An 18,202-nucleotide genomic window follows, 5' to 3' on the forward strand; every position below is an offset into this window, starting at 1 on the left:
TGCGGTTGTGTAGTTGCCTCATCCGGTAAACTCACCGGTTCCAGTCCGATTGTCGGGCTGGACGAAAGGTTGCGGCGAGAGGAGCGGTCCAGTCAGCGCGGCGGCGCAGTGCTTTCTCGCAGGATCAGCTCGACCGGCCATAATTCATGGATCTCCTCGGCGGCGCGTCCGGCGATCAGCTGCAACGTTAGTTCGGCGCAGCGTGTGCCGGCGGCTCGCATGGAGGATCGGGTTGTCGAGAGCGACGGCACCATGTTTTCGGCCGTCAGGTAAGGGAAGACGTCGTCATGGGCGATGACGGAAATATCCTGTCCCACCATCATCCCAAGCGAGCGGACGGCGCGGTAGACGCCGAGTGCTGTCATCGTGGAACCGGCGACGATGGCGGTCGGCGCATTCGCTCTCTCGAGGAAGGAGCGGGCATGGCGAAAGCCGCTCTCGTCGGAAAATTTATCGCAGACCATCATGTTGGGATCGGCGATGAGTCCACGCTCCTGATGGGCGAGCCGAAAACCCTGTTCGCGATGGATCGAATAGGTCTTGCCCTTGAGCCCGTTGATCATCGCGATACGGCGGTGGCCGAGATCGAGCAGGTGTTCGGTGGACCTGCGCACCGCATTTTCATTGTCGATATCGAGCCAGGCGTGAACGTGCTCCGTCTCCGACCGGCCATGAACCAGGAAAGGCAGACGCAGGCTACTCAGCATCTCGATCCGCGGGTCCCGAGGACGAGGCGAGTGAATGATCACTGCATCCACGCGGCGGCTTTCGACCAGGCGTCTGTAGGCTTGCATCTCGTCGTCGTCATTATGCGCGGTGATCGGCGTGATGAGGATATCCGTATCGGCCGTTTCCAGGCGCTGCGCCATGCCCGACATGAATTCAGCGAAATGGATTTCTCCCGACCGCGCCATCATCACGCCGATCGCTCCGGCTCTTCCGGTCTTTAGCCGCACGGCGTTGATATCGGGCCGATAGCCGAGTCTTATCGCTTCGCTTGCAACCCTGGCGCGGGTGGTTTCGCTCACCTCGGGGTAGCCGCTCAGCGCACGGCTGACCGTCGTCGGAGAAAGCCCAAGCTGCTTTGCGAATTCACGAAGTTTCATCGGTGTCTTCTTTTGTCCCGGCAATCAATGGACGATGTGCTGGCGGTGCGCAACGGGTCCGGCGATAATTGAAATCGATTTCAATTATTCTGGCCTCTATAGTGTCCTCCTAAGATGTATATAGCGCCGTGGATGGTGGCAATCACAACTAAAAAGTGCCAATGTGGCGACTTGACGAGGTCGAAACCTTCTGCAATTGTCCGCGTGCCAAATCGATTTCAATTTCTGGGAGGAGATTATGAAGAAGTTTGCATTAAGCTTGTCGGTGCTCGGCGTCGCCATCGCCTTCGCTGGCCCGATCCGTGCCGCTGAAATTTCGTTTGCCGCCAACACCACGGGAAAAAACGTTGAATTCCTCAACAAGCAACTGGCAATTTTCGAGAAGGAGACCGGCAATCAGGTCAAACTCGTCACCATGCCGTCGTCGAGCAGCGAGCAGTTCTCCCAATATCGCCTGTGGCTTGCCGCCGGAAACAAGGACATCGACGTCTATCAGACGGACGTCATCTGGGCGCCGCAGCTTGCTGACCAGTTCATCGATCTGAAGGACGCCACCAAAGACGTGGCCGGCCAATTCTTCCCGTCGATCATCGCCTCGCAGACGGTCAACGGCCGGCTCGTGGCGCTGCCATTGTTTACCGATGCTCCGGCGCTGTTTTACCGGAAGGACCTGCTTGAAAAATACGGCAAGCTGCCGCCAAAGACCTGGGACGAGATGGCGGCGATCGCCAAGGACGTTCAGGATAAGGAACGCCAGGGCGGACAGAAGGACCTTTGGGGGTATGTCTTCCAGGGCAACTCCTATGAAGGGCTGACCTGCAACGCGCTGGAATGGGTGAAGTCGTCGGGCGGCGGCCAGATTGTCGAGCCAGACGGGACAATTTCGATCAACAACGAGAAGGCGGCGGCAGCGCTTGAACGCGCCAAGGGCTGGATCGGGACGATCTCACCCCCAGGCGTGCTCGCATATCAGGAAGAGGAATCGCGCGGCGTTTGGCAGACGGGCAACGCCGTCTTTATGCGCAACTGGCCCTATGCCTATTCCCTTGGTAATGGTTCCGACAGCGCTGTGAAGGGCAAGTTCGACGTCATGACGTTGCCGGTCGCCGCGGCCGGCGACAAGCCGTCTTCGACGCTTGGCGGCTGGAATCTGGCGGTTTCGAAATATTCTGAAAAGCAGGAAGCAGCCATTGCGCTGGTAAAATTCCTGGCGTCGAAGGACGTCCAAAAGGCGCGCGCCATCGAGCTGTCCAACCTGCCCACACTGACAGACCTCTATGATGACAAGGATGTTGCCGCCGCGCAGCCCTTCATGCCGAACTGGAAACCCATCTTCCAGGATGCCGTGCCGCGTCCTTCGGCGACCGCCAAGGTAAAGTACAACGAAGTGTCTTCGAAGTTCTGGACGGCGGTGCACAACACGCTGTCAGGCAGCGGCTCGGCTGCCGAGAACCTCGAGCTTCTCGAAGCCGACCTCACGACCCTCAAGGGCGACGCCTGGTAAGATTCCGGCCGGCGGCTGTGAAGCCGCCGGCCCGGTTTCGAACGAGCGAACGGGAGAGGCGTTTCATGACTGAAATCGTAGTTTCGCAAGCAGTTGAACCAAGGATTTCCAGGCTCAGAGCCTCTACGGAGCTGCGATCCGAGCGTGTTCGGTCCGCCTGGATGTTCCTGGCGCCGACGCTGCTGATCCTGGCAATCGTCGCCGGCTGGCCGTTGTTCAGAACGATCTATTTCAGCTTTACGAATGCGTCGCTCAACGACCTCGGCAATGCGCGGTTCGTAGGCTTTTCCAATTATCTGTCGTGGGTGACGCTGAAGAGCGGAAAGACTATCTATCGCGGGCTGCTTGCCGATCCGGTCTGGTGGAGAGCGGTTTGGAACACGGCAAAGTTCACCCTCCTTTCGGTGGTGCTCGAGACCATACTCGGGCTGATCGTCGCGCTGGTGCTGAACGCACGCTTCGTCGGCCGTGGCGTTGTTCGGGCGGCAATCCTCATTCCCTGGGCGATCCCGACGATCGTGTCGGCCAAGATGTGGGCCTGGATGCTCAACGACCAGTTCGGCATTCTAAACGACATCCTGCTCGGCTTCGGCCTCATCAGTGAGAAGATTGCCTGGACCGCCAATCCTGAGACGGCGATCACCGCCGTGCTGATCGTCGACATCTGGAAGACTACGCCGTTCATGGCGCTGCTGATCCTTGCCGGCCTGCAGATGGTTCCGGGCGATATCTATGAGGCCGCCAAGATCGACGGCGTCAATCCGGTCAAGGTCTTCTGGCGTCTGACACTGCCGCTGATCCGCCCGGCGATCATGGTTGCCGTGATCTTCCGGATGCTCGATGCGATGCGCATCTTCGATCTGATCTATGTGCTGACGCCCAACAATGCGCAGACCAAGACGATGTCGGTCATGGCGCGCGAAAACCTGTTCGACTTCGACAAGTTCGCCTACGGCGCGACCGCCTCGACGGTGCTTTTCCTGATCATTGCCTCCGTCACCATCCTTTATATCTGGCTTGGCCGCGTCAGGCTCGGCGGGGAGGAACGCTGATGCTGCTGTCGATCACCAAGAATACGCTCTTCTACCTGCTCGTCACGATCATCGTCATCATCGCTGTCTTTCCGTTCTACTATGCGATCCTCACGAGCCTCAAGACCGGAACGGCCCTTTTCAAAGTCGACTATTGGCCGACCTCGATCTCCTTCGGCAACTACACGTCGGTGATGGGTCAGGGCGGGTTCGTCCGCAGTCTTGCGAATTCCGCAATGATCGCCTGCGTCGTGGTCTCGGCGTCGCTGTTGCTTTCGATCACCGCATCCTTCGCCTTGGCCCGGGTACATTTCCGCGGACGGGCACTGTTGATGCTGACCATCCTCTCGGTGTCGATGTTTCCGCAGATTGCCGTCCTTGCCGGCCTCTTCGAGCTCATTCGCTGGGTCGGCATCTTCAACACGCCCTTCGCGCTGATCTTTTCCTACATGATCTTCACGCTGCCGTTCACCGTCTGGGTGCTGACCACCTTCATGCGCGAATTGCCGATCGAGATCGAGGAGGCGGCGATCGTCGACGGCGCCTCGCCATGGGTCATCGTGACCCAGGTGTTCATGCCGCTGATGTGGCCGGCGCTGGTGACAACAGGGCTGCTGGCCTTCATCACCGCGTGGAACGAGTTCCTTTTTGCGCTGACGTTCACATCGTCGGATACGCAGAGAACCGTCCCGGTCGCCATCGCCCTGCTTTCGGGCAACAGCGAGTTCGAGATCCCCTGGGGCAACATCATGGCGGCTTCGGTGATCGTCACCGTGCCTGTCGTGGTGCTCGTTCTGATATTCCAGCGCCGGATCATTTCGGGGCTGACCGCCGGCGGCGTCAAGGGTTGAGGGAGTAAGGCATGGCAGAAATCCGACTGGAGAATATCCGCAAGAGCTTCGGCGCCTTCGAGGTGATCAAGGGTGTGACGATGGACATCCGCCGCGGCGAGTTCATGGTGTTTGTCGGACCGTCGGGATGCGGCAAGTCCACGCTGCTCCGGCTCATCTCCGGCCTCGAGGACATCACCTCAGGGACGCTTTCCTTCGACAGCGAGACGGTGAACCGGCACGCGCCGTCGAAGCGAGGGATCGCCATGGTGTTCCAGTCCTACGCGCTCTACCCGCATATGACAGTCTTCGACAATATGGCTTTCGGCATGAAGCTTTCCGGGAGCAACAGAGATGAATGCCGCCAGCGCGTGGAGCAGGCGGCCGGCATGCTGCAGCTCTCGTCTTACTTGGAGCGTCTGCCGCGACAGCTTTCCGGTGGCCAGCGTCAGCGCGTCGCAATCGGCCGGGCGATCGTCCGCGATCCGAAGGTCTTTCTCTTCGACGAGCCGCTGTCCAACCTCGATGCGGCGCTGCGCGTGGCGACGAGGCTGGAGATCGCCAAGCTTCATCGCAGCATGCACAATACGACGATGATCTATGTGACGCATGATCAGGTCGAGGCGATGACGCTCGCCGATCGGATTTGCGTCTTGAGGGACGGCGTCGTGGAGCAGATCGGCACGCCGCTGGAGCTGTATGAAAGTCCGAATTCGCTCTTCGTTGCCGGCTTCATCGGCTCGCCGAAAATGAACTTTCTGTCGGGCGAACTGGCAGAGCCTTATGGCAGCCATACGATCGGCGTGCGCGCCGAGCATATTCGCATCGCGGCCGGAGCGCCGGTCTGGAGCGGCACGGTGATCCATTCGGAAATCCTCGGCTCGGATAGCTTCGTCTATGTGGATATCGGGGCGGGTGAGCCGCTCATTGTGCGGGAGGCCGGCGTCTCCCGTCACGAGCCGGGTCAGACGCTTGGCCTTGCCCCGCTTGCCGGCCACGTCCACCGTTTTGACCAGTCGGGCCGTGCGCTCGAACGTCAATCGATGCAGGCTGCCTGAACTTTCAGGGATCAATGTTCCCCCCAAGGCCCGATCCGTTTTTATGACAAGGAGAGAATGACATGACCATTCGCACCATTGTGTGGGGTGAAAACATCCACGAGAATACCAATGCGATCGTCCGGGGCATCTATCCCGAGGGCATGCATACGACGATCGCCAATGCGCTGAATGCCGATCCCGCCATCTCGGCGACGACGGCGACGCTGCAGGAGCCGGAGCACGGTCTCAGCGAAGCCCGCCTTGCCGAGACCGATGTGCTGACCTGGTGGGGCCACAAGGATCACGGCGCGGTCTCCGACGACGTCGTCGAGCGCGTCGCCAGGCGCGTCTGGGAGGGCATGGGCCTGCTGGTGCTGCATTCCGGCCATTTCTCCAAGATCTTCAAACGGCTGATGGGCACGCCCTGCGCGCTGAAATGGCGTGAGGCGGGCGAACGCGAGCGGCTGTGGACGATCAATCCGCGCCATCCGATCGCCGCCGGCATCGGTGAGCATTTCGAGCTGGAGAACGAGGAAATGTACGGCGAGCAGTTCTCGGTGCCGGAGCCGCTGGAAACGGTGTTCATCTCCTGGTTCCAGGGCGGCGAAGTGTTCCGCTCGGGCCTGACCTGGCGGCGCGGGGCCGGCAACATCTTCTACTTCCGCCCCGGCCACGAGACCTATCCGACCTATCACGACGCCACCGTCCAGAAGGTGCTGATCAATGGCGTCAAGTGGGCCTACAACCCCGAGGGCGCGTTGACTGCCATTACCGACGCTCCAAATGTGCCGGTAGAAAAGGCGCTGGAGCCGATCGTCGAACGCGGCCCGAAACTGCACCAGGCCGGCGAAGCCGGTTACCGGTAATAGATGAGATGCCGTGGGCAGGGCCCGTTTGGCCCCGCAAGACGCCGCGATGATCTCGCGGCCGCTCACGCTTTGATGGATAACGATGAGGATAAAAGAATGCGCTTGATCATTCTCGGTACCGGAGGATGGGCAAATACCCATGCCATGCATTTTTCGGAGATCGCCGACGTCAAAATTGTTGCTGCCGTCGATACGGACGAGGTTCGGCTGCGGGCCTTCGCGCTCAGGCATACTATCCCGCTGACGTTCACGTCGCTTGATGACGCCCTTGCCTGGGGAGAGTTTGACGCCGTCACCAATGTCACGCCGGATCGCGCGCACTATGCCACGACGATGAAGTTACTTGCCGCGGGCAAGCATGTCCTCTGCGAGAAGCCGCTGGCGGTCAACTACCGCGAAGCCAAGGAAATGGCCGATGCGGCCGCGGCATCCGGCAAGGTCACGATGGTCAACCTGACCTATCGGAACGTGGCCCCGCTGCAAGCCGCGCGCAAGATGGTGCTGGACGGGCGCCTCGGCGCGATCCGCCACTTCGAAGCGTCCTATCTGCAGAGCTGGCTGGTTTCGAAGGCCTGGGGCGACTGGACCAAGGAATCGCAATGGCTCTGGCGACTGTCGACGAAGCACGGCTCCAATGGCGTGCTGGGCGATGTCGGTATCCACATTCTCGATTTCGCGGTATTTGCCGCGGGAAGCGATGTCAAGGCGGCGGCATCGCATCTCAAGGTGTTCGACAAGAGCCCCGGAAACCGAATCGGCGAATATGAGCTCGACGCAAACGACAGTTTCCTGATGATGGCCGAACTCGAAAACGGTGCAGCCGGCGTCATCCATGCGACGCGCTGGGCGACCGGCCATCTGAACGAACTGCGCCTGCGCCTGCATGGAGACAAGGGTGCCCTGGAGGTGGTGCACACGCCTGAAGGCTCCACCCTCAGGACCTGTGAAGGCGCCGATGCCGACAAGGCGATCTGGCGCACGATCGAGGTCGAACCGGTCATGACGAATTTCCAGCGATTTGCAAAGGCCGTGCAAAAGGGGCAGCCGGATGAGCCAGGTTTTGGCCACGCCGCCAAGCTGCAATTTGTTCTCGACCACGCCGTAAAGACCGCTGGCGCTTTGACTGAGCTTTAGACGAAAAAGTTCAGACGGGTTCCTCGGCGGTCTTGCGGGAGGTCACCGCGCGGCGCGGCCAACCTCGTCAAACTCGCCTGCTCAGTTCATCTTCGCTCACGCCGAAGTGGTCGAGGATGATGGCGACGTTGCGGCGATGCGACTTGAAATAGACATCGAAGAGATCGCCGATCAGGGGAACCGTGCCACAGGCGGCGTCGACGCCGAGATTGACCGCCATGCGGGCGAGTTTGTGGGTGGGAAGGCCGAGCCGCCTTGCCTCGTCGATGATGAAAAGACCGATCAGGGATCCGGCGATGTCTCCGACAGCGGGGATAAGGCCGAGGACCGAGTCCGCGCCGATCCGCACGCCGACGACCGGTAATCGGACGGCGGTATCCATCAGACGGGCTATGCCAGCAGCGCGGCGAATTCGCGCGAGTTCGGCAGGGGTGAGATATGTCGTTTTGCCGCTGTCCATGGCCGTGAAACGCCGCTACACCGATAAGGTTCGCCAGCGGCGTAATCGGAGAAGCGCACTATCTCTGGTCGGGAACCACGACCAATTTGCCGACGAAGTTCTTCGCCATGAAATCGGTCTGGGCGCGATGAAATTCCGACAGCGGATAAACACCGCCGACGAGAGGCCGGATCTTGCGGCTTTCGATATAGCCGACCAGCCGGCGGAAGTCGGCGCGGCTTCCCTGGCTCGATCCATGCAGTTCCAGCTGCTTCAGATACATGGTCCTGAGGTCGAGCTGGACGACAGGCCCGGCGATCGCGCCGGCCGTCGTGTAACGGCCTTCGGGACGCAGGATCTTCAGGAGATCGTTGAACAGCGGCCCGCCGACGAGATCGGCGACGACATCGATCGGTTGTCCACGGCTTGCGGAATGCACGGCTTCGACAAGATCGCCCTTGCCGCGGGTAACGACCGCTTCGGCGCCGATCTCGAGCATCGCCGCCTCCTTGCCGGGACCGGCGACGGCGATCGGGATAGCGCGGCGGGCGCGGGCGAGTTGGATGATTGCCGAGCCGACGCCGCCGGAGGCGCCGGTGACGAGGACGCGTTCGCCGGCGGCAAGCCGCGCCCGCTCCAGCATGCGCTCACCGGTCAGATAGGCGCAGCAGAAGGTGGCGAGTTCGACATCGGTCAGATCGGTTGCAATGACATGGGCGTTTTCGGCCGGCAGCGCCATATATTCGGCATAACCGCCGTCGCGGCCATGGCCCATGTAATCGATGTCGGCAAGGCTGTCGTCGTCGCGGTTGTAGATCGAGAAATCGACCATGACGCGTTGGCCGATGCGTTTTGGGTCGACGCCGGTGCCGACGCCGACGATATGGCCGACCGTATCGGTGCCCTGGATGCGGGGGAAGGTCAGCGTGTTGCCCTGCCGGCGCCAAGTGGAGACGGCGGACGGATCGTCCTCGGTGCCGTAAGCGCCCTGGCGCACCCAGACGTCGGTGTTGTTCATGCCGCAGGCGGTGACGCGGATCAGCACTTCGCCCTCCGCCGGCGCCGGGACGGGCACCTCCCTGTCATAGATGAGCTTGTCCAATCCGCCATGGCCGGTCAGCAATACCGCGGCCATCTTTTCCGGGATCGTCATGCGGGCTGTTCTCCTCAGATGCTCTTGAAGACCGTTTCGATCGCGTCCGCTGTCGCCCTGACGATGACGTCCGCCTCCTCGCGCGTCAGGCAGAGTGGCGGGGCGAAGCCGAGAATATCGCCCTGCGGCATGGCGCGGCCGATGATGCCGCGTTCGAGAAGGGCGGCGGCGACCTGCGGCCCGATCTTGCGGCCGGCATCGAAGAAGCGACGGTCGTCCTTATTTTCGACGAATTCAACCGCCGCCATCAGGCCGTCGCCGCGCACGTCGCCGACGTTGCGATGGCCGCCCACCGCCTTCTCCAGCTCCGAGCGGAAATAGGCGCCGGTCGCGCCGGCATTCTCGACGATGCCGAGTTCGTCGATCAGTTCGAGATTGGCAATGCCGGCGGCAGCACAGATCGGGTGGGCGGAATAGGTCCAGCCGTGGCCGATTGCTCCCAATTTATCGGAACCCTGCACCAGCACCTGCCACATCTTCTCCGAAACGATGCTGCCGGAAAGCGGGGCATAGGCCGAGGTCAGGCCTTTGGCAATGGTGATCAGATCCGGCTTCATGCCGTAGTGATCCGAGCCGAACATCGTGCCGAGACGGCCGAAGCCGGTGACGACCTCGTCGGCGACGAGCAGGATGTCGTATTTATCGAGAACCGCCTGGATCTTCTGCCAATAGCCATGCGGCGGTGGCACGATGCCGCCGGTCCCGAGGATCGGCTCGCCGATGAAGGCAGCGATCGTCTCGGGACCTTCGGCGAGGATCATTTCTTCCAGCCTGTCGGCGCAATATTGCGAGAACTGCTCCTCGCTCATCGAACGGTCGGGCCGGCGGAAATAATAGGGTGCTTCGGTGTGAAGGATCGGCGCGCGCGGCAGGTCGAAGGCATTGTGGAAGAGTGCCAGGCCCGTGAGGCTGCCGGTCATGACGCCGGAGCCGTGATAACCGCGCCAGCGCGAGATGATCTTCTTCTTGTCGTGCCGGCCGAGAATGTTGTTGTAATACCAGATGAGCTTGATGTTGGTCTCGTTGGCATCCGACCCCGAAAGGCCGAAATAGACGCGGCTCATGCCAGCAGGCGCACGGTCGATGATCATCTTCGAAAGCGCAATAGAAGCTTCCGTGCCGTGGCCGACATAGGCGTGATAATAGGCCAGATCCTTCGCCTGTTCGGCGATGGCATCGGCAATCTTCTGGCGGCCATAGCCGACATTGACGCAATAAAGCCCGGCAAAGGCGTCGAGGCTTTTGCGTCCGCTCGTGTCGGTGATGTAGACGCCTTCGCCGCTGGCGACGACGCGGGTCGGCGTCTCGCCGCGCGCATGCATGCCCATGTGGGTGGAAGGATGGAAGAAATGATCGCGGTCCCAGGCGGCGAGTTCGTTGCTTTTCTCGAGCATGTTCTATCCTCTTTTTTAAATGGGGCTCAGGCGGCAGTGTCGATGCAGAGATATTTGAGCTCGGTGAAGGCCTCGAGCCCATGACGCGAGCCTTCGCGGCCAAGGCCCGATTGTTTCCAGCCGCCGAAGGGGATGGGGCCGCCGGTGATTTTTACGCGGTTGACCGCCACCATGCCGTATTCCAGCGCCCGGCCAAGGCGCATCTGGCGGGCGCCGTTCTCGGTAACGACATAGGCGACGAGCCCGTATTCGGTATCATTGGCGCGGGCAACGACCTCTTCTTCGGTGTCGAATGTGGTCAGTGCCGCCACGGGCCCGAAGGTCTCCTCGTGCATGATCAGCGCACCTGCCGGCACATCCGTCAGAAGTGTCGGCTCGTAGAACAGCCGGCCGGCCTTATGGCGCCTGCCGCCGGTGACGAGCCGGGCGCCCTGCGCCAGCGCGTCGGCGACCTGTTCCTCGACCTTGACGACGGCGCGCTCATGCATCAGCGGCCCGATCTCGCTTCCATTCTCAAGCCCGCCGCCGACCTTCAGCGCGGCGACGCGGGCGGCAAAGGCCTTGGCGAAGGCATCGGCGATCGGGCGCTGGACAAAGATGCGGTTGGCGGCAAGGCAATCCTGGCCGGATGTGGCGAACTTGGCATCGACGGCGATCTCGACCGCCTTGTCGACGTCGGCGTCGTCGAAGACGATCAGCGGCGCGTGGCCGCCGAGTTCCATCACCAGCCGCTTCATCGTCGGGGCGCATTGGCTGACGATAAGCTTGCCGATGCTTGTCGAACCGGTAAAGCTCAATGCCCGTACACGGATGTCTTCACAGAGAGCGCCCACAATCGGCGCGGCTTGGCCGGTAACGACATTGAAGACACCGGCAGGAATGCCGGCCCGTTCGGCCAGTTCGGCCAGGGCAAGCGCGGAAAGCGGTGTCTCGGAGGAGGGGTGAGCGACGACCGTACAGCCGGCTGCAAGGGCTGCGGCAGCCTTGCGGGTGACCATCGCCGAGGGAAAATTCCAGGGTGTGACGATACCGACAACGCCGAGCGCCTCGCGCCGGACGATCATCTCCGCGTCCGGCAGATGGCTGGCGACGCTTTCGGCATTCAACCGCTTGCCTTCTTCGGCATACCATTCGATGAAGGAGGCGGCGTAGTCGATCTCGCCGCGCGCTTCTGCAAGGGGCTTGCCCTGTTCCAGCGTCATGATCAGTGCCAGATCCTCCTTGGCCGCGAGCATCACTTCGTGCCACTTCCGCAGGATCGCCGCCCGATTCTGCGGCAGCATGGCACGCCAGGCGGCAAAAGCCTCTGACGCGGCATCGATCGCCGCCTCCGCCTCGTCCGTGCCAAGGCTTGCAACCCAGGCCAGCGTCGCCGAGGAGGCCGGATCGGTAACCTCGAAACTTTCGCCGGTTTTGCCGGCGATCCAGCGGCCGCCGACATAGGCGAGATCGCGCAGGAGATGGCGGTCGGAAAGTCGCGACAGCGCATCATGATAGGCGGGGCGGGCAAAAACGGCGGTCATGTCCAGTCTCCTCGTGGCGGTGACGCAAGTCTTCCACGGGAGCGGGCGAGAGATTGTCTGTTGGTGGAGGCGAAAAGAGAGAGACGGTCTAAAGAACGGTGGCGCGGCAGAGAGATCGTCTAGCGCATAAACCTGAAATCGATTTTCGGAAAGGATTATGCGCCAGTTCAAAGTGTTAGAGTGTCCTCAGGGCGTCCTTTTGGGCCCGCGGTGCTCTAGCGCGCGGTCCGTTATTCATCTGATCCGGCAAAGGAAGAGACCGGAAGCACCGTTTCCTCCTTCACCGTCTTGGTGACGATGTAGGTGAAGTAGCGGTCGATGCCGAGTTCGCGGTCGAGAAGCCCGTCGACCAGCCGCTGATAGGCATCGATATCGGCCGTCATGATCTTCAGGATATAATCAACACCGCCGCCGACCGACCAACAGGCAACGATCTCCGGGATTGCGGCGACGGCGCGCTCGAAGCGTTCGAAATCGGCCTGGCGATGATTGGCGAGCGTCACCTCCATCATGACGCTGGCGACCGGCGCGATGCGGCGTGGAGCGATGCGGGCGTGGTAGCCGATGATCACGCCCGCCTTTTCGAGCTTGCGCAGCCGCATCCAGCACGGCGTCGGCGACAGCCCGGCCTTTTCGGCCAGCGCCAGCTTGGTGATGCGGCCGTCGCGCTGGACGGCGTCGAGAATGCGCAGGTCGATGGCGTCGAGCTTCATCCCACCTCCCGCCAAGATCAGCACCGGCGCTCGTCAAATGCCCGAGAGCGTCCCGGCCCTGTCCGCTTCCATCTCTGCGATATCCTGGAAGCGGTCGGCGATGCGCGCATGGGCGCGACCGCTATCCGAAGCGCCGATCGCCACGATGATCTCGTCGGGACCAGGGGCATCGGCAATCTGGAAATTGGCAGTGAGGAAATGCGATCGCTTGCCGTTTTCGCTCTTGTGCATCATCGGTAGGGAAAGGAGCGCCCCCGGTGCATTGCGCGTGTTGGCAAATTCAAGATAGTTCGTGCCGCCGATCGCTTCGCGGAAAGGATTGCCGAAACGCAGTGTGTGGATCATTGCCGAGGCATGCTCGATTTCGCCATTGATTCCGACCGCCGCCGCTTTCCCACAAGCCTCGATCTGCTCGGCGCCTATCTGGCGCAAAAGCCGATTGGTCATTTCGTGGCTGAGCTCCCCGGCAATGCGGATGATCTCTGGCCTGAGATCTTCGACAAAGCCGCGGCCGGCCCAGGGATTTTGGATCACGGCTGCGACCACGACGATATTGACGGGGCGTGACGCTGCCCTGCCGCCTTCGACGAGGGTCTCTTCCAGGAAGGTAGTGAATTTTCTGATGCCGAGGGTCATGTGAAAAACCGCTGAAAATGAAAACTTGCGCTAGGCTACAGCGGCGCCGGAAAATTTCTTCCTTTGTCCGAGGGAAGAGGTTGCGGAAAGATCCTGCGAAAGAAAGCAAGCTCCACTGCTGAGGCTTGCTGCTCCGGACAATTCCTTGAGCCAAATTAAGAAAAATTGGCTTCGCTCTTCCTCTGCATGGCATGCCGTCAATAGAGCCGGCTGATTGTGGGGAAAGGTGTGTCCTATTTTTCGCCGTAAGATAAATCAGCGGCTTCCTATGAATCCAAGTAGATTTGTCCGCTGAGCGCGCGCATAGTCGCTGACGGATGTCAACGAGGCGAAACGATTGGATCAGAGGTCCCGTGTACTGTCGTTGCGAGACGTCGCCAGCCAGATCAACAGCGGCGGCGATCTCCAGGCCGTTCTCCAGCAACTGATTGCCGCCGCCTGCCGTCATGCCGACTGGGCGTTGGGATCGATCATGAGCATCGATGCCGCGCATGGTTACGCCTATGTCATCGTACGCTACGATCCGACACTGATAGAACGGCAGCTGCCGGACAAATGGGAATTGGCGACAAGCCCGTCCTTAATCGCTCTGCAGCGAAACGAGCCCGTCTATATCCCCGATGCACGCGAGTCTGCCGAGTTTCCCGGCTATCGGGCGGAAGCCTTCGATCGTGACTACCGCACCGTCCTGGTCTTGCCCATGAATTGCAAGGATGCGGAAGGCCGGCCGATGGTCCTAAGCGTCATCGCCCGACAGATCACCGAAGTATCGGAGGACGATCTTGCCTTCCTCGGCACCATCATCCATCTGGGCGCAATCGCCGTGGAGCGCGAACATCGGCTTGAAGCCGAGAAGCGGTCGGCGCAGCGGCTCGAGCGAGCCCTGAAGGCGCATACCTCGCTGCTCGAACATGTACTCAGCGACGGGTCGGTCGCACCGCTTTCGGCGATGGTCGGAATGATGCTGCCGAACCCGACGGTCGTAATCGACTTCACCGCCAATCAGGTGATCGCCGGGCGCCCGCCGAACGCGCTATACGACGAGACCTCCTGGCCGGAAGCCGCTTCCACGACTCTCGCCCGGCCGCTGATGAAGGCGGCGCGTGATGCAATCGAACACGGCACGACGAATGCGGCCAACCTTTTTCTCGACGACGGCACACAACGTTTCCGGATCTCCGCCCGCATCGAGGCGCTGATGGTCGACAATCAGCTGGTCGGAGCGCTGATCATCTTCCCGACCTCCCGGGAATTCAGCGATCTCGACTTGCTGATGCTCGACAGCGCCAAATTCGCGCTGAGCGTCCAGATGATGCGCAGCTTCATCCGGTTCCGGTTTGAAACCCGGACGCAGACCGAGCTGTTCTTCGAAATCGTCGAGGCCCGGTGGCGGGACGCCGGCGATGTCGCGCAACGGGCTCAGCGGCTCGGATTGAGCTTTGCCATCCCGCAGCAAATGATTGTCGTCGATTTCCCCGATAAGACAAAGGCCTTCGGCGGGGCTTCCGTCGATGTCGAACACACGCTGACGCGCATTATGCAACAGGCCGCGGTGCAGGCCAACCTGATCGCGATCGACGGCGGTGTCGTTTGCCTCATGCCCTATGACACGAGCAAGCGTCAGGAGCGCACGGCCAAGCTCACCCGCCGCATCGCCGAGGAACTCGGCCGCTATTTCGGCGAGGCGCCCGTTGTCGTCTCAGGCAACCGCTGTGATACGCTACCCGGCTACCCGGCGGCTTGGGAGCGGTGCGGCCGCATGATCCGCATCGGCCGTTCCTTTGGATTGACCGGTGCTATTTCAGCTCAGGACTTCGGGCCGCTTCCAATGTTGGTTGCCGCCTCGGAAGCCGGCGACGTGCGTAGTTTTGTCCAGGAAAGTGTCGGGGCTATCGCCGAGCACGATCGCGAAAACGGGACGCCCTATATGGAAACGCTCTCCACCTATCTGCAGGAGGGGTGCCGCAGCCAGGCCTGCGCCGACACGATGGGCCTGCATGTTACGACGCTGCGTTACCGGCTCTCGCGCATTCAGGAGCTTTTCGGCGTCGATGTCGAGACTCCGGAAAAGCGCTTTGCCGTCGAATTGGCAATCCGTCTGCACGGCGTCATCGACAATCGCTCGACCGCCCAAAGATAGTTCTCCACCCCTTATATACGCTCGTTCGAAGCTCTGCCCCTCGCGCCTTTTTGTCTCCTCTGGATCGAGGCAGAAGTTTTTCACCCCATCCTACGAAGCCTGGGAAGAACGGTCGAAGCGGCAGCGATAGCCTCCTTTCAACAAGCAGAGGAGGCTCAAAGGCATGGCGGAGACAGCGGCAAGGACGGATGTGCCGATCGACCCGATCGCACTGCGCCGGGCCTTCGGAACCTTCGTGACGGGTGTGACCGTCATCACCACGCGCGACGAGGACGGGACCCCGCGCGGCATGACCGCGAATTCGTTTACATCAGTGTCGCTCGATCCGCCGCTGCTTCTCGTCTGCGTCGCGAAGGCGGCCTCCAGTTACCGGGCCTTCACCAATGCCGGCTGTTTTGCGGTCAATATCCTTCATGAAGGTCAGGTCGATATCTCAGGCAAATTCGCCTCGAAGTCTCCCGACAAATTCCAGTCGGTCACCCACGATCACATCCATACCGGCGCGCCGGTTTTGACCGACAGTCTCACATGGTTCGACTGCACCACCTACAGCGCCGTCGATGCTGGCGACCATACGGTTCTGATCGGCCAGGTCCGCGCCTTCGGCACTAGCCCGACCGCACCGCTCGGTTTCTGCCGCGGCCGTTACGCCAGCGTCAAGGATCCGCTGCCCGCGGGCTGGCTCGCCTCGCATGGGATGATCATCGGCTACTTGATCGAGGCCGGCGACGGCCTGCTGCTGCGCTCGGACGGGAGGGGCGGCTGGGTGTTGCCATCGGCACACCGCCGCAAGGCCGACAGCCAAATGGTGGTGGAGGGCGGCGATGCGCTGCGCCTCGTACCGGAAGAGACCTTCCTCTATTCCGTCTTCGACGTTGCCGACAGCGATCCCGGCTATCTCGTCTATCGCGCTCGGCTGGCAGGCGAGGGGGGGAGCGTCAACCTGCCTGCCGATCTCCGCTTCTTCGGCATCGACGATCTGCCCTATGAGGCCATCGCCACCCATGAACTGCGCTCCATGCTGCGCCGCTATGTGCGCGAGCGGCAGGCGGGCCGCTTCGGCATCTACATGGATTCTGACGATGGCGGCCGCGTCGCGATGATCGACGGCGAAGCCCGTGCCTGGCTCCAAGCCTCCCAAGACCAAGGACAGTGACATGAAGACGACAGTCAGCTCCATCGAAGGTTCGCGACAGGGCCTTTTCATCAATGGCGAATTCGTGGCGCCGAAGGCCGGCAACTACATTGCCAGCCACGACCCGACCACCGGCAAGCGCTGGTACGATCTGGCCGAAGCCGATGCTGATGATGTCGACGCTGCCGTTGCCGCCGCGAACGCCGCCTTCCGCAATTCCGCCTGGCGGCGGATGACGCAGACCGATCGCGGCGCGCTTGTCCGCCGCCTCGCCGAACTGGTGCGGGCCAATGCCGATACGCTTGCCGAAATCGAAACGCGCGACAACGGCAAGCTGCTCAAGGAAACCCGGGCGCAGATGCGTTCGATGCCGGACAGCTATCACTATTTCGCCGGCATGGCCGATAAGCTGCAGGGCGACACGATCCCGATCAACCGGATGGACACGCTGAACCTCAATCTGCGCGAACCGCTCGGTGTGGTCGGGATGATCACGCCCTGGAATTCGCCGCTCATGCTGCTGACCGGCACGCTGGCCCCCTGCCTGGCGATCGGCAACACCGTCGTCATCAAGCCGTCGGAACACGCGACCGCCTCGACGCTGGCGCTGGCCGAACTCATTCACGAGGCGGGCTTCCCCGCGGGTGTCGTCAATGTCGTCACCGGCACCGGCAAAAGCGCCGGTGAGGCACTGACCCGCCATCCCGGCGTTTCGAAATATGTCTTCACCGGCAGCACCGCCACCGGCCGCCGCATCGCCGGCAACGCCGCGCAGAACCTCGTGCCCTGCTCGATGGAGCTTGGCGGAAAGTCGCCGCACGTGATCTTCGGTGATGTCGAGCTCGAGCATGCCGTCAACGGTGTGGTCGCCGGCGTCTTCGCCGCGGCCGGACAGACCTGCGTTGCCGGTTCGCGTTGCTTCGTCGAGGCCGGCATCTACGACAAGTTCATCGATGCGTTGGTCGCACGCACCGGCCGCATCCGCGTCGGTCTGCCGACCTCTGACGATACCGATATCGGCCCGCTGGCGCTTTCCGACCAGTTGCAGAAGGTCGAGGGCTATGTCGCCTCCGGCGTCAGGGAAGGCGCCAGGATCGCCGCTGGCGGACGCCGCCCGCAAAAGGAAGGTCTGGCGAGCGGCGGCTGGTACTACGAGCCGACGGTCATGGTCGATGCGCAGAACGACATGGGCTTCATGCGCGACGAGATCTTCGGCCCTGTCGTCGGTGTCATGCCGTTCCGCGACGAGGCGGAGATGATCGCTCTCGCCAACGATAGCCATTACGGCCTCGCCTCCGGCATCTGGACCAAGGACATCGACCGGGCGCTGCGCTTCGCCAACCAGATCGAGGCGGGCACCGTCTGGGTCAATACCTACCGCTCGGCCTCCTTCATGTCCGCCAATGGCGGCTTCAAGGAGAGCGGCTATGGGCGGCGTGGCGGCTTCGAGGTGATGCACGAGTTTTCGCGGTTGAAGAACGTCATCATCGATTATTCCGGGGCGATGCAGGACCCCTTCGTCATCCGCCTGAAGTGACGACACAAGAAACGAACC

The 18,202-nt window shown here is 61.6% G+C and carries 16 protein-coding genes; 9 read left to right on the plus strand and 7 right to left on the minus strand.

Features of this window, described 5'->3' with window-relative positions:
* Positions 1–92: 92 nt before the first annotated feature.
* A complete protein-coding gene (locus tag AMC88_RS29335) occupies positions 93–1,106 on the minus strand; it encodes a substrate-binding domain-containing protein (RefSeq protein WP_010006458.1) in 1,014 nt (337 codons plus the stop codon).
* A 238-nt stretch (positions 1,107–1,344) separates the two neighbouring features.
* Here AMC88_RS29335 and AMC88_RS29340 point away from each other — a divergent pair, with 238 nt between their 5' ends.
* The 6 genes from AMC88_RS29340 (at position 1,345) to AMC88_RS29365 (ending at position 7,514) form a co-directional block, all read left to right on the plus strand.
* A complete protein-coding gene (locus tag AMC88_RS29340) occupies positions 1,345–2,610 on the plus strand; it encodes an ABC transporter substrate-binding protein (protein ID WP_064830199.1) in 1,266 nt (421 codons plus the stop codon).
* Positions 2,611–2,675: 65 nt separating this feature from the next.
* Entirely contained in the window at positions 2,676–3,662 is a 987-nt protein-coding gene (locus AMC88_RS29345) for a carbohydrate ABC transporter permease (protein WP_064830200.1), read from the plus strand.
* Complete coding sequence (locus AMC88_RS29350) at positions 3,662–4,492, plus strand: carbohydrate ABC transporter permease (protein ID WP_012489920.1); 831 nt, start codon at positions 3,662–3,664, stop codon at positions 4,490–4,492. The genes AMC88_RS29345 and AMC88_RS29350 overlap by 1 nt, the downstream gene beginning before the upstream one ends.
* Positions 4,493–4,503: 11 nt before the next feature.
* Complete coding sequence (locus AMC88_RS29355) at positions 4,504–5,529, plus strand: ABC transporter ATP-binding protein (RefSeq protein WP_004679076.1); 1,026 nt, start codon at positions 4,504–4,506, stop codon at positions 5,527–5,529.
* 62 nt (positions 5,530–5,591) lie between these two features.
* On the plus strand, positions 5,592–6,377 hold the full coding sequence (locus AMC88_RS29360; RefSeq protein WP_012489918.1) for a ThuA domain-containing protein: 786 nt from the start codon (positions 5,592–5,594) through the stop codon (positions 6,375–6,377).
* A 99-nt stretch (positions 6,378–6,476) separates the two neighbouring features.
* Positions 6,477–7,514: a Gfo/Idh/MocA family protein gene (locus AMC88_RS29365; RefSeq protein WP_012489917.1), complete on the plus strand. Its 1,038-nt coding sequence runs from the start codon at positions 6,477–6,479 to the stop codon at positions 7,512–7,514.
* 67 nt (positions 7,515–7,581) lie between these two features.
* Here the strand turns inward: AMC88_RS29365 and AMC88_RS29370 are convergent, their stop codons facing one another.
* The 6 genes from AMC88_RS29370 to AMC88_RS29395 all read right to left on the minus strand — a co-directional run bounded on the left by AMC88_RS29370 (position 7,582) and on the right by AMC88_RS29395 (position 13,372).
* Entirely contained in the window at positions 7,582–7,974 is a 393-nt protein-coding gene (locus AMC88_RS29370; RefSeq protein WP_012489916.1) for a DUF4112 domain-containing protein, read from the minus strand.
* A gap of 58 nt (positions 7,975–8,032) precedes the next feature.
* On the minus strand, positions 8,033–9,106 hold the full coding sequence (locus AMC88_RS29375) for an alcohol dehydrogenase family protein (protein WP_041684086.1): 1,074 nt from the start codon (positions 9,104–9,106) through the stop codon (positions 8,033–8,035).
* 14 nt (positions 9,107–9,120) lie between these two features.
* Positions 9,121–10,500, minus strand: coding sequence for an aspartate aminotransferase family protein (locus AMC88_RS29380; protein WP_064830201.1), 1,380 nt, complete (start codon positions 10,498–10,500; stop codon positions 9,121–9,123).
* A gap of 26 nt (positions 10,501–10,526) precedes the next feature.
* A complete protein-coding gene (locus AMC88_RS29385) occupies positions 10,527–12,023 on the minus strand; it encodes an NAD-dependent succinate-semialdehyde dehydrogenase (RefSeq protein ID WP_064830202.1) in 1,497 nt (498 codons plus the stop codon).
* A 230-nt stretch (positions 12,024–12,253) separates the two neighbouring features.
* Positions 12,254–12,736, minus strand: a complete 483-nt coding sequence (locus AMC88_RS29390; RefSeq protein ID WP_004673713.1) for an Lrp/AsnC family transcriptional regulator — start codon at positions 12,734–12,736, stop codon at positions 12,254–12,256.
* 33 nt (positions 12,737–12,769) lie between these two features.
* Positions 12,770–13,372 carry an amino acid synthesis family protein gene (locus tag AMC88_RS29395; RefSeq protein WP_004672120.1) on the minus strand — a complete coding sequence of 201 codons (603 nt, stop codon included), beginning with the start codon at positions 13,370–13,372 and terminating at the stop codon, positions 12,770–12,772.
* A 337-nt stretch (positions 13,373–13,709) separates the two neighbouring features.
* Here AMC88_RS29395 and AMC88_RS29400 point away from each other — a divergent pair, with 337 nt between their 5' ends.
* The 3 genes from AMC88_RS29400 to AMC88_RS29410 all read left to right on the plus strand — a co-directional run bounded on the left by AMC88_RS29400 (position 13,710) and on the right by AMC88_RS29410 (position 18,184).
* Positions 13,710–15,512, plus strand: a complete 1,803-nt coding sequence (locus AMC88_RS29400; RefSeq protein ID WP_012489912.1) for a helix-turn-helix domain-containing protein — start codon at positions 13,710–13,712, stop codon at positions 15,510–15,512.
* A gap of 163 nt (positions 15,513–15,675) precedes the next feature.
* Entirely contained in the window at positions 15,676–16,668 is a 993-nt protein-coding gene (locus AMC88_RS29405) for a flavin reductase (protein ID WP_010025269.1), read from the plus strand.
* A gap of 1 nt (position 16,669) precedes the next feature.
* Entirely contained in the window at positions 16,670–18,184 is a 1,515-nt protein-coding gene (locus AMC88_RS29410) for an aldehyde dehydrogenase (protein ID WP_064830203.1), read from the plus strand.
* Positions 18,185–18,202: the final 18 nt, after the last annotated feature.

This window comes from Rhizobium phaseoli (assembly GCF_001664385.1).
Lineage (GTDB): Bacteria > Pseudomonadota > Alphaproteobacteria > Rhizobiales > Rhizobiaceae > Rhizobium > Rhizobium phaseoli.

Coding starts and splice junctions, on each gene's coding strand:
- AMC88_RS29335 (WP_010006458.1), bottom strand. CDS start 1,106: ATGAAACTTCGTGAATTCGCAAAGCAGCTTGGGCTTTCTCCGACGACG.
- AMC88_RS29340 (WP_064830199.1), top strand. CDS start 1,345: ATGAAGAAGTTTGCATTAAGCTTGTCGGTGCTCGGCGTCGCCATCGCC.
- AMC88_RS29345 (WP_064830200.1), top strand. CDS start 2,676: ATGACTGAAATCGTAGTTTCGCAAGCAGTTGAACCAAGGATTTCCAGG.
- AMC88_RS29350 (WP_012489920.1), top strand. CDS start 3,662: ATGCTGCTGTCGATCACCAAGAATACGCTCTTCTACCTGCTCGTCACG.
- AMC88_RS29355 (WP_004679076.1), top strand. CDS start 4,504: ATGGCAGAAATCCGACTGGAGAATATCCGCAAGAGCTTCGGCGCCTTC.
- AMC88_RS29360 (WP_012489918.1), top strand. CDS start 5,592: ATGACCATTCGCACCATTGTGTGGGGTGAAAACATCCACGAGAATACC.
- AMC88_RS29365 (WP_012489917.1), top strand. CDS start 6,477: ATGCGCTTGATCATTCTCGGTACCGGAGGATGGGCAAATACCCATGCC.
- AMC88_RS29370 (WP_012489916.1), bottom strand. CDS start 7,974: ATGGACAGCGGCAAAACGACATATCTCACCCCTGCCGAACTCGCGCGA.
- AMC88_RS29375 (WP_041684086.1), bottom strand. CDS start 9,106: ATGACGATCCCGGAAAAGATGGCCGCGGTATTGCTGACCGGCCATGGC.
- AMC88_RS29380 (WP_064830201.1), bottom strand. CDS start 10,500: ATGCTCGAGAAAAGCAACGAACTCGCCGCCTGGGACCGCGATCATTTC.
- AMC88_RS29385 (WP_064830202.1), bottom strand. CDS start 12,023: ATGACCGCCGTTTTTGCCCGCCCCGCCTATCATGATGCGCTGTCGCGA.
- AMC88_RS29390 (WP_004673713.1), bottom strand. CDS start 12,736: ATGAAGCTCGACGCCATCGACCTGCGCATTCTCGACGCCGTCCAGCGC.
- AMC88_RS29395 (WP_004672120.1), bottom strand. CDS start 13,372: ATGACCCTCGGCATCAGAAAATTCACTACCTTCCTGGAAGAGACCCTC.
- AMC88_RS29405 (WP_010025269.1), top strand. CDS start 15,676: ATGGCGGAGACAGCGGCAAGGACGGATGTGCCGATCGACCCGATCGCA.
- AMC88_RS29410 (WP_064830203.1), top strand. CDS start 16,670: ATGAAGACGACAGTCAGCTCCATCGAAGGTTCGCGACAGGGCCTTTTC.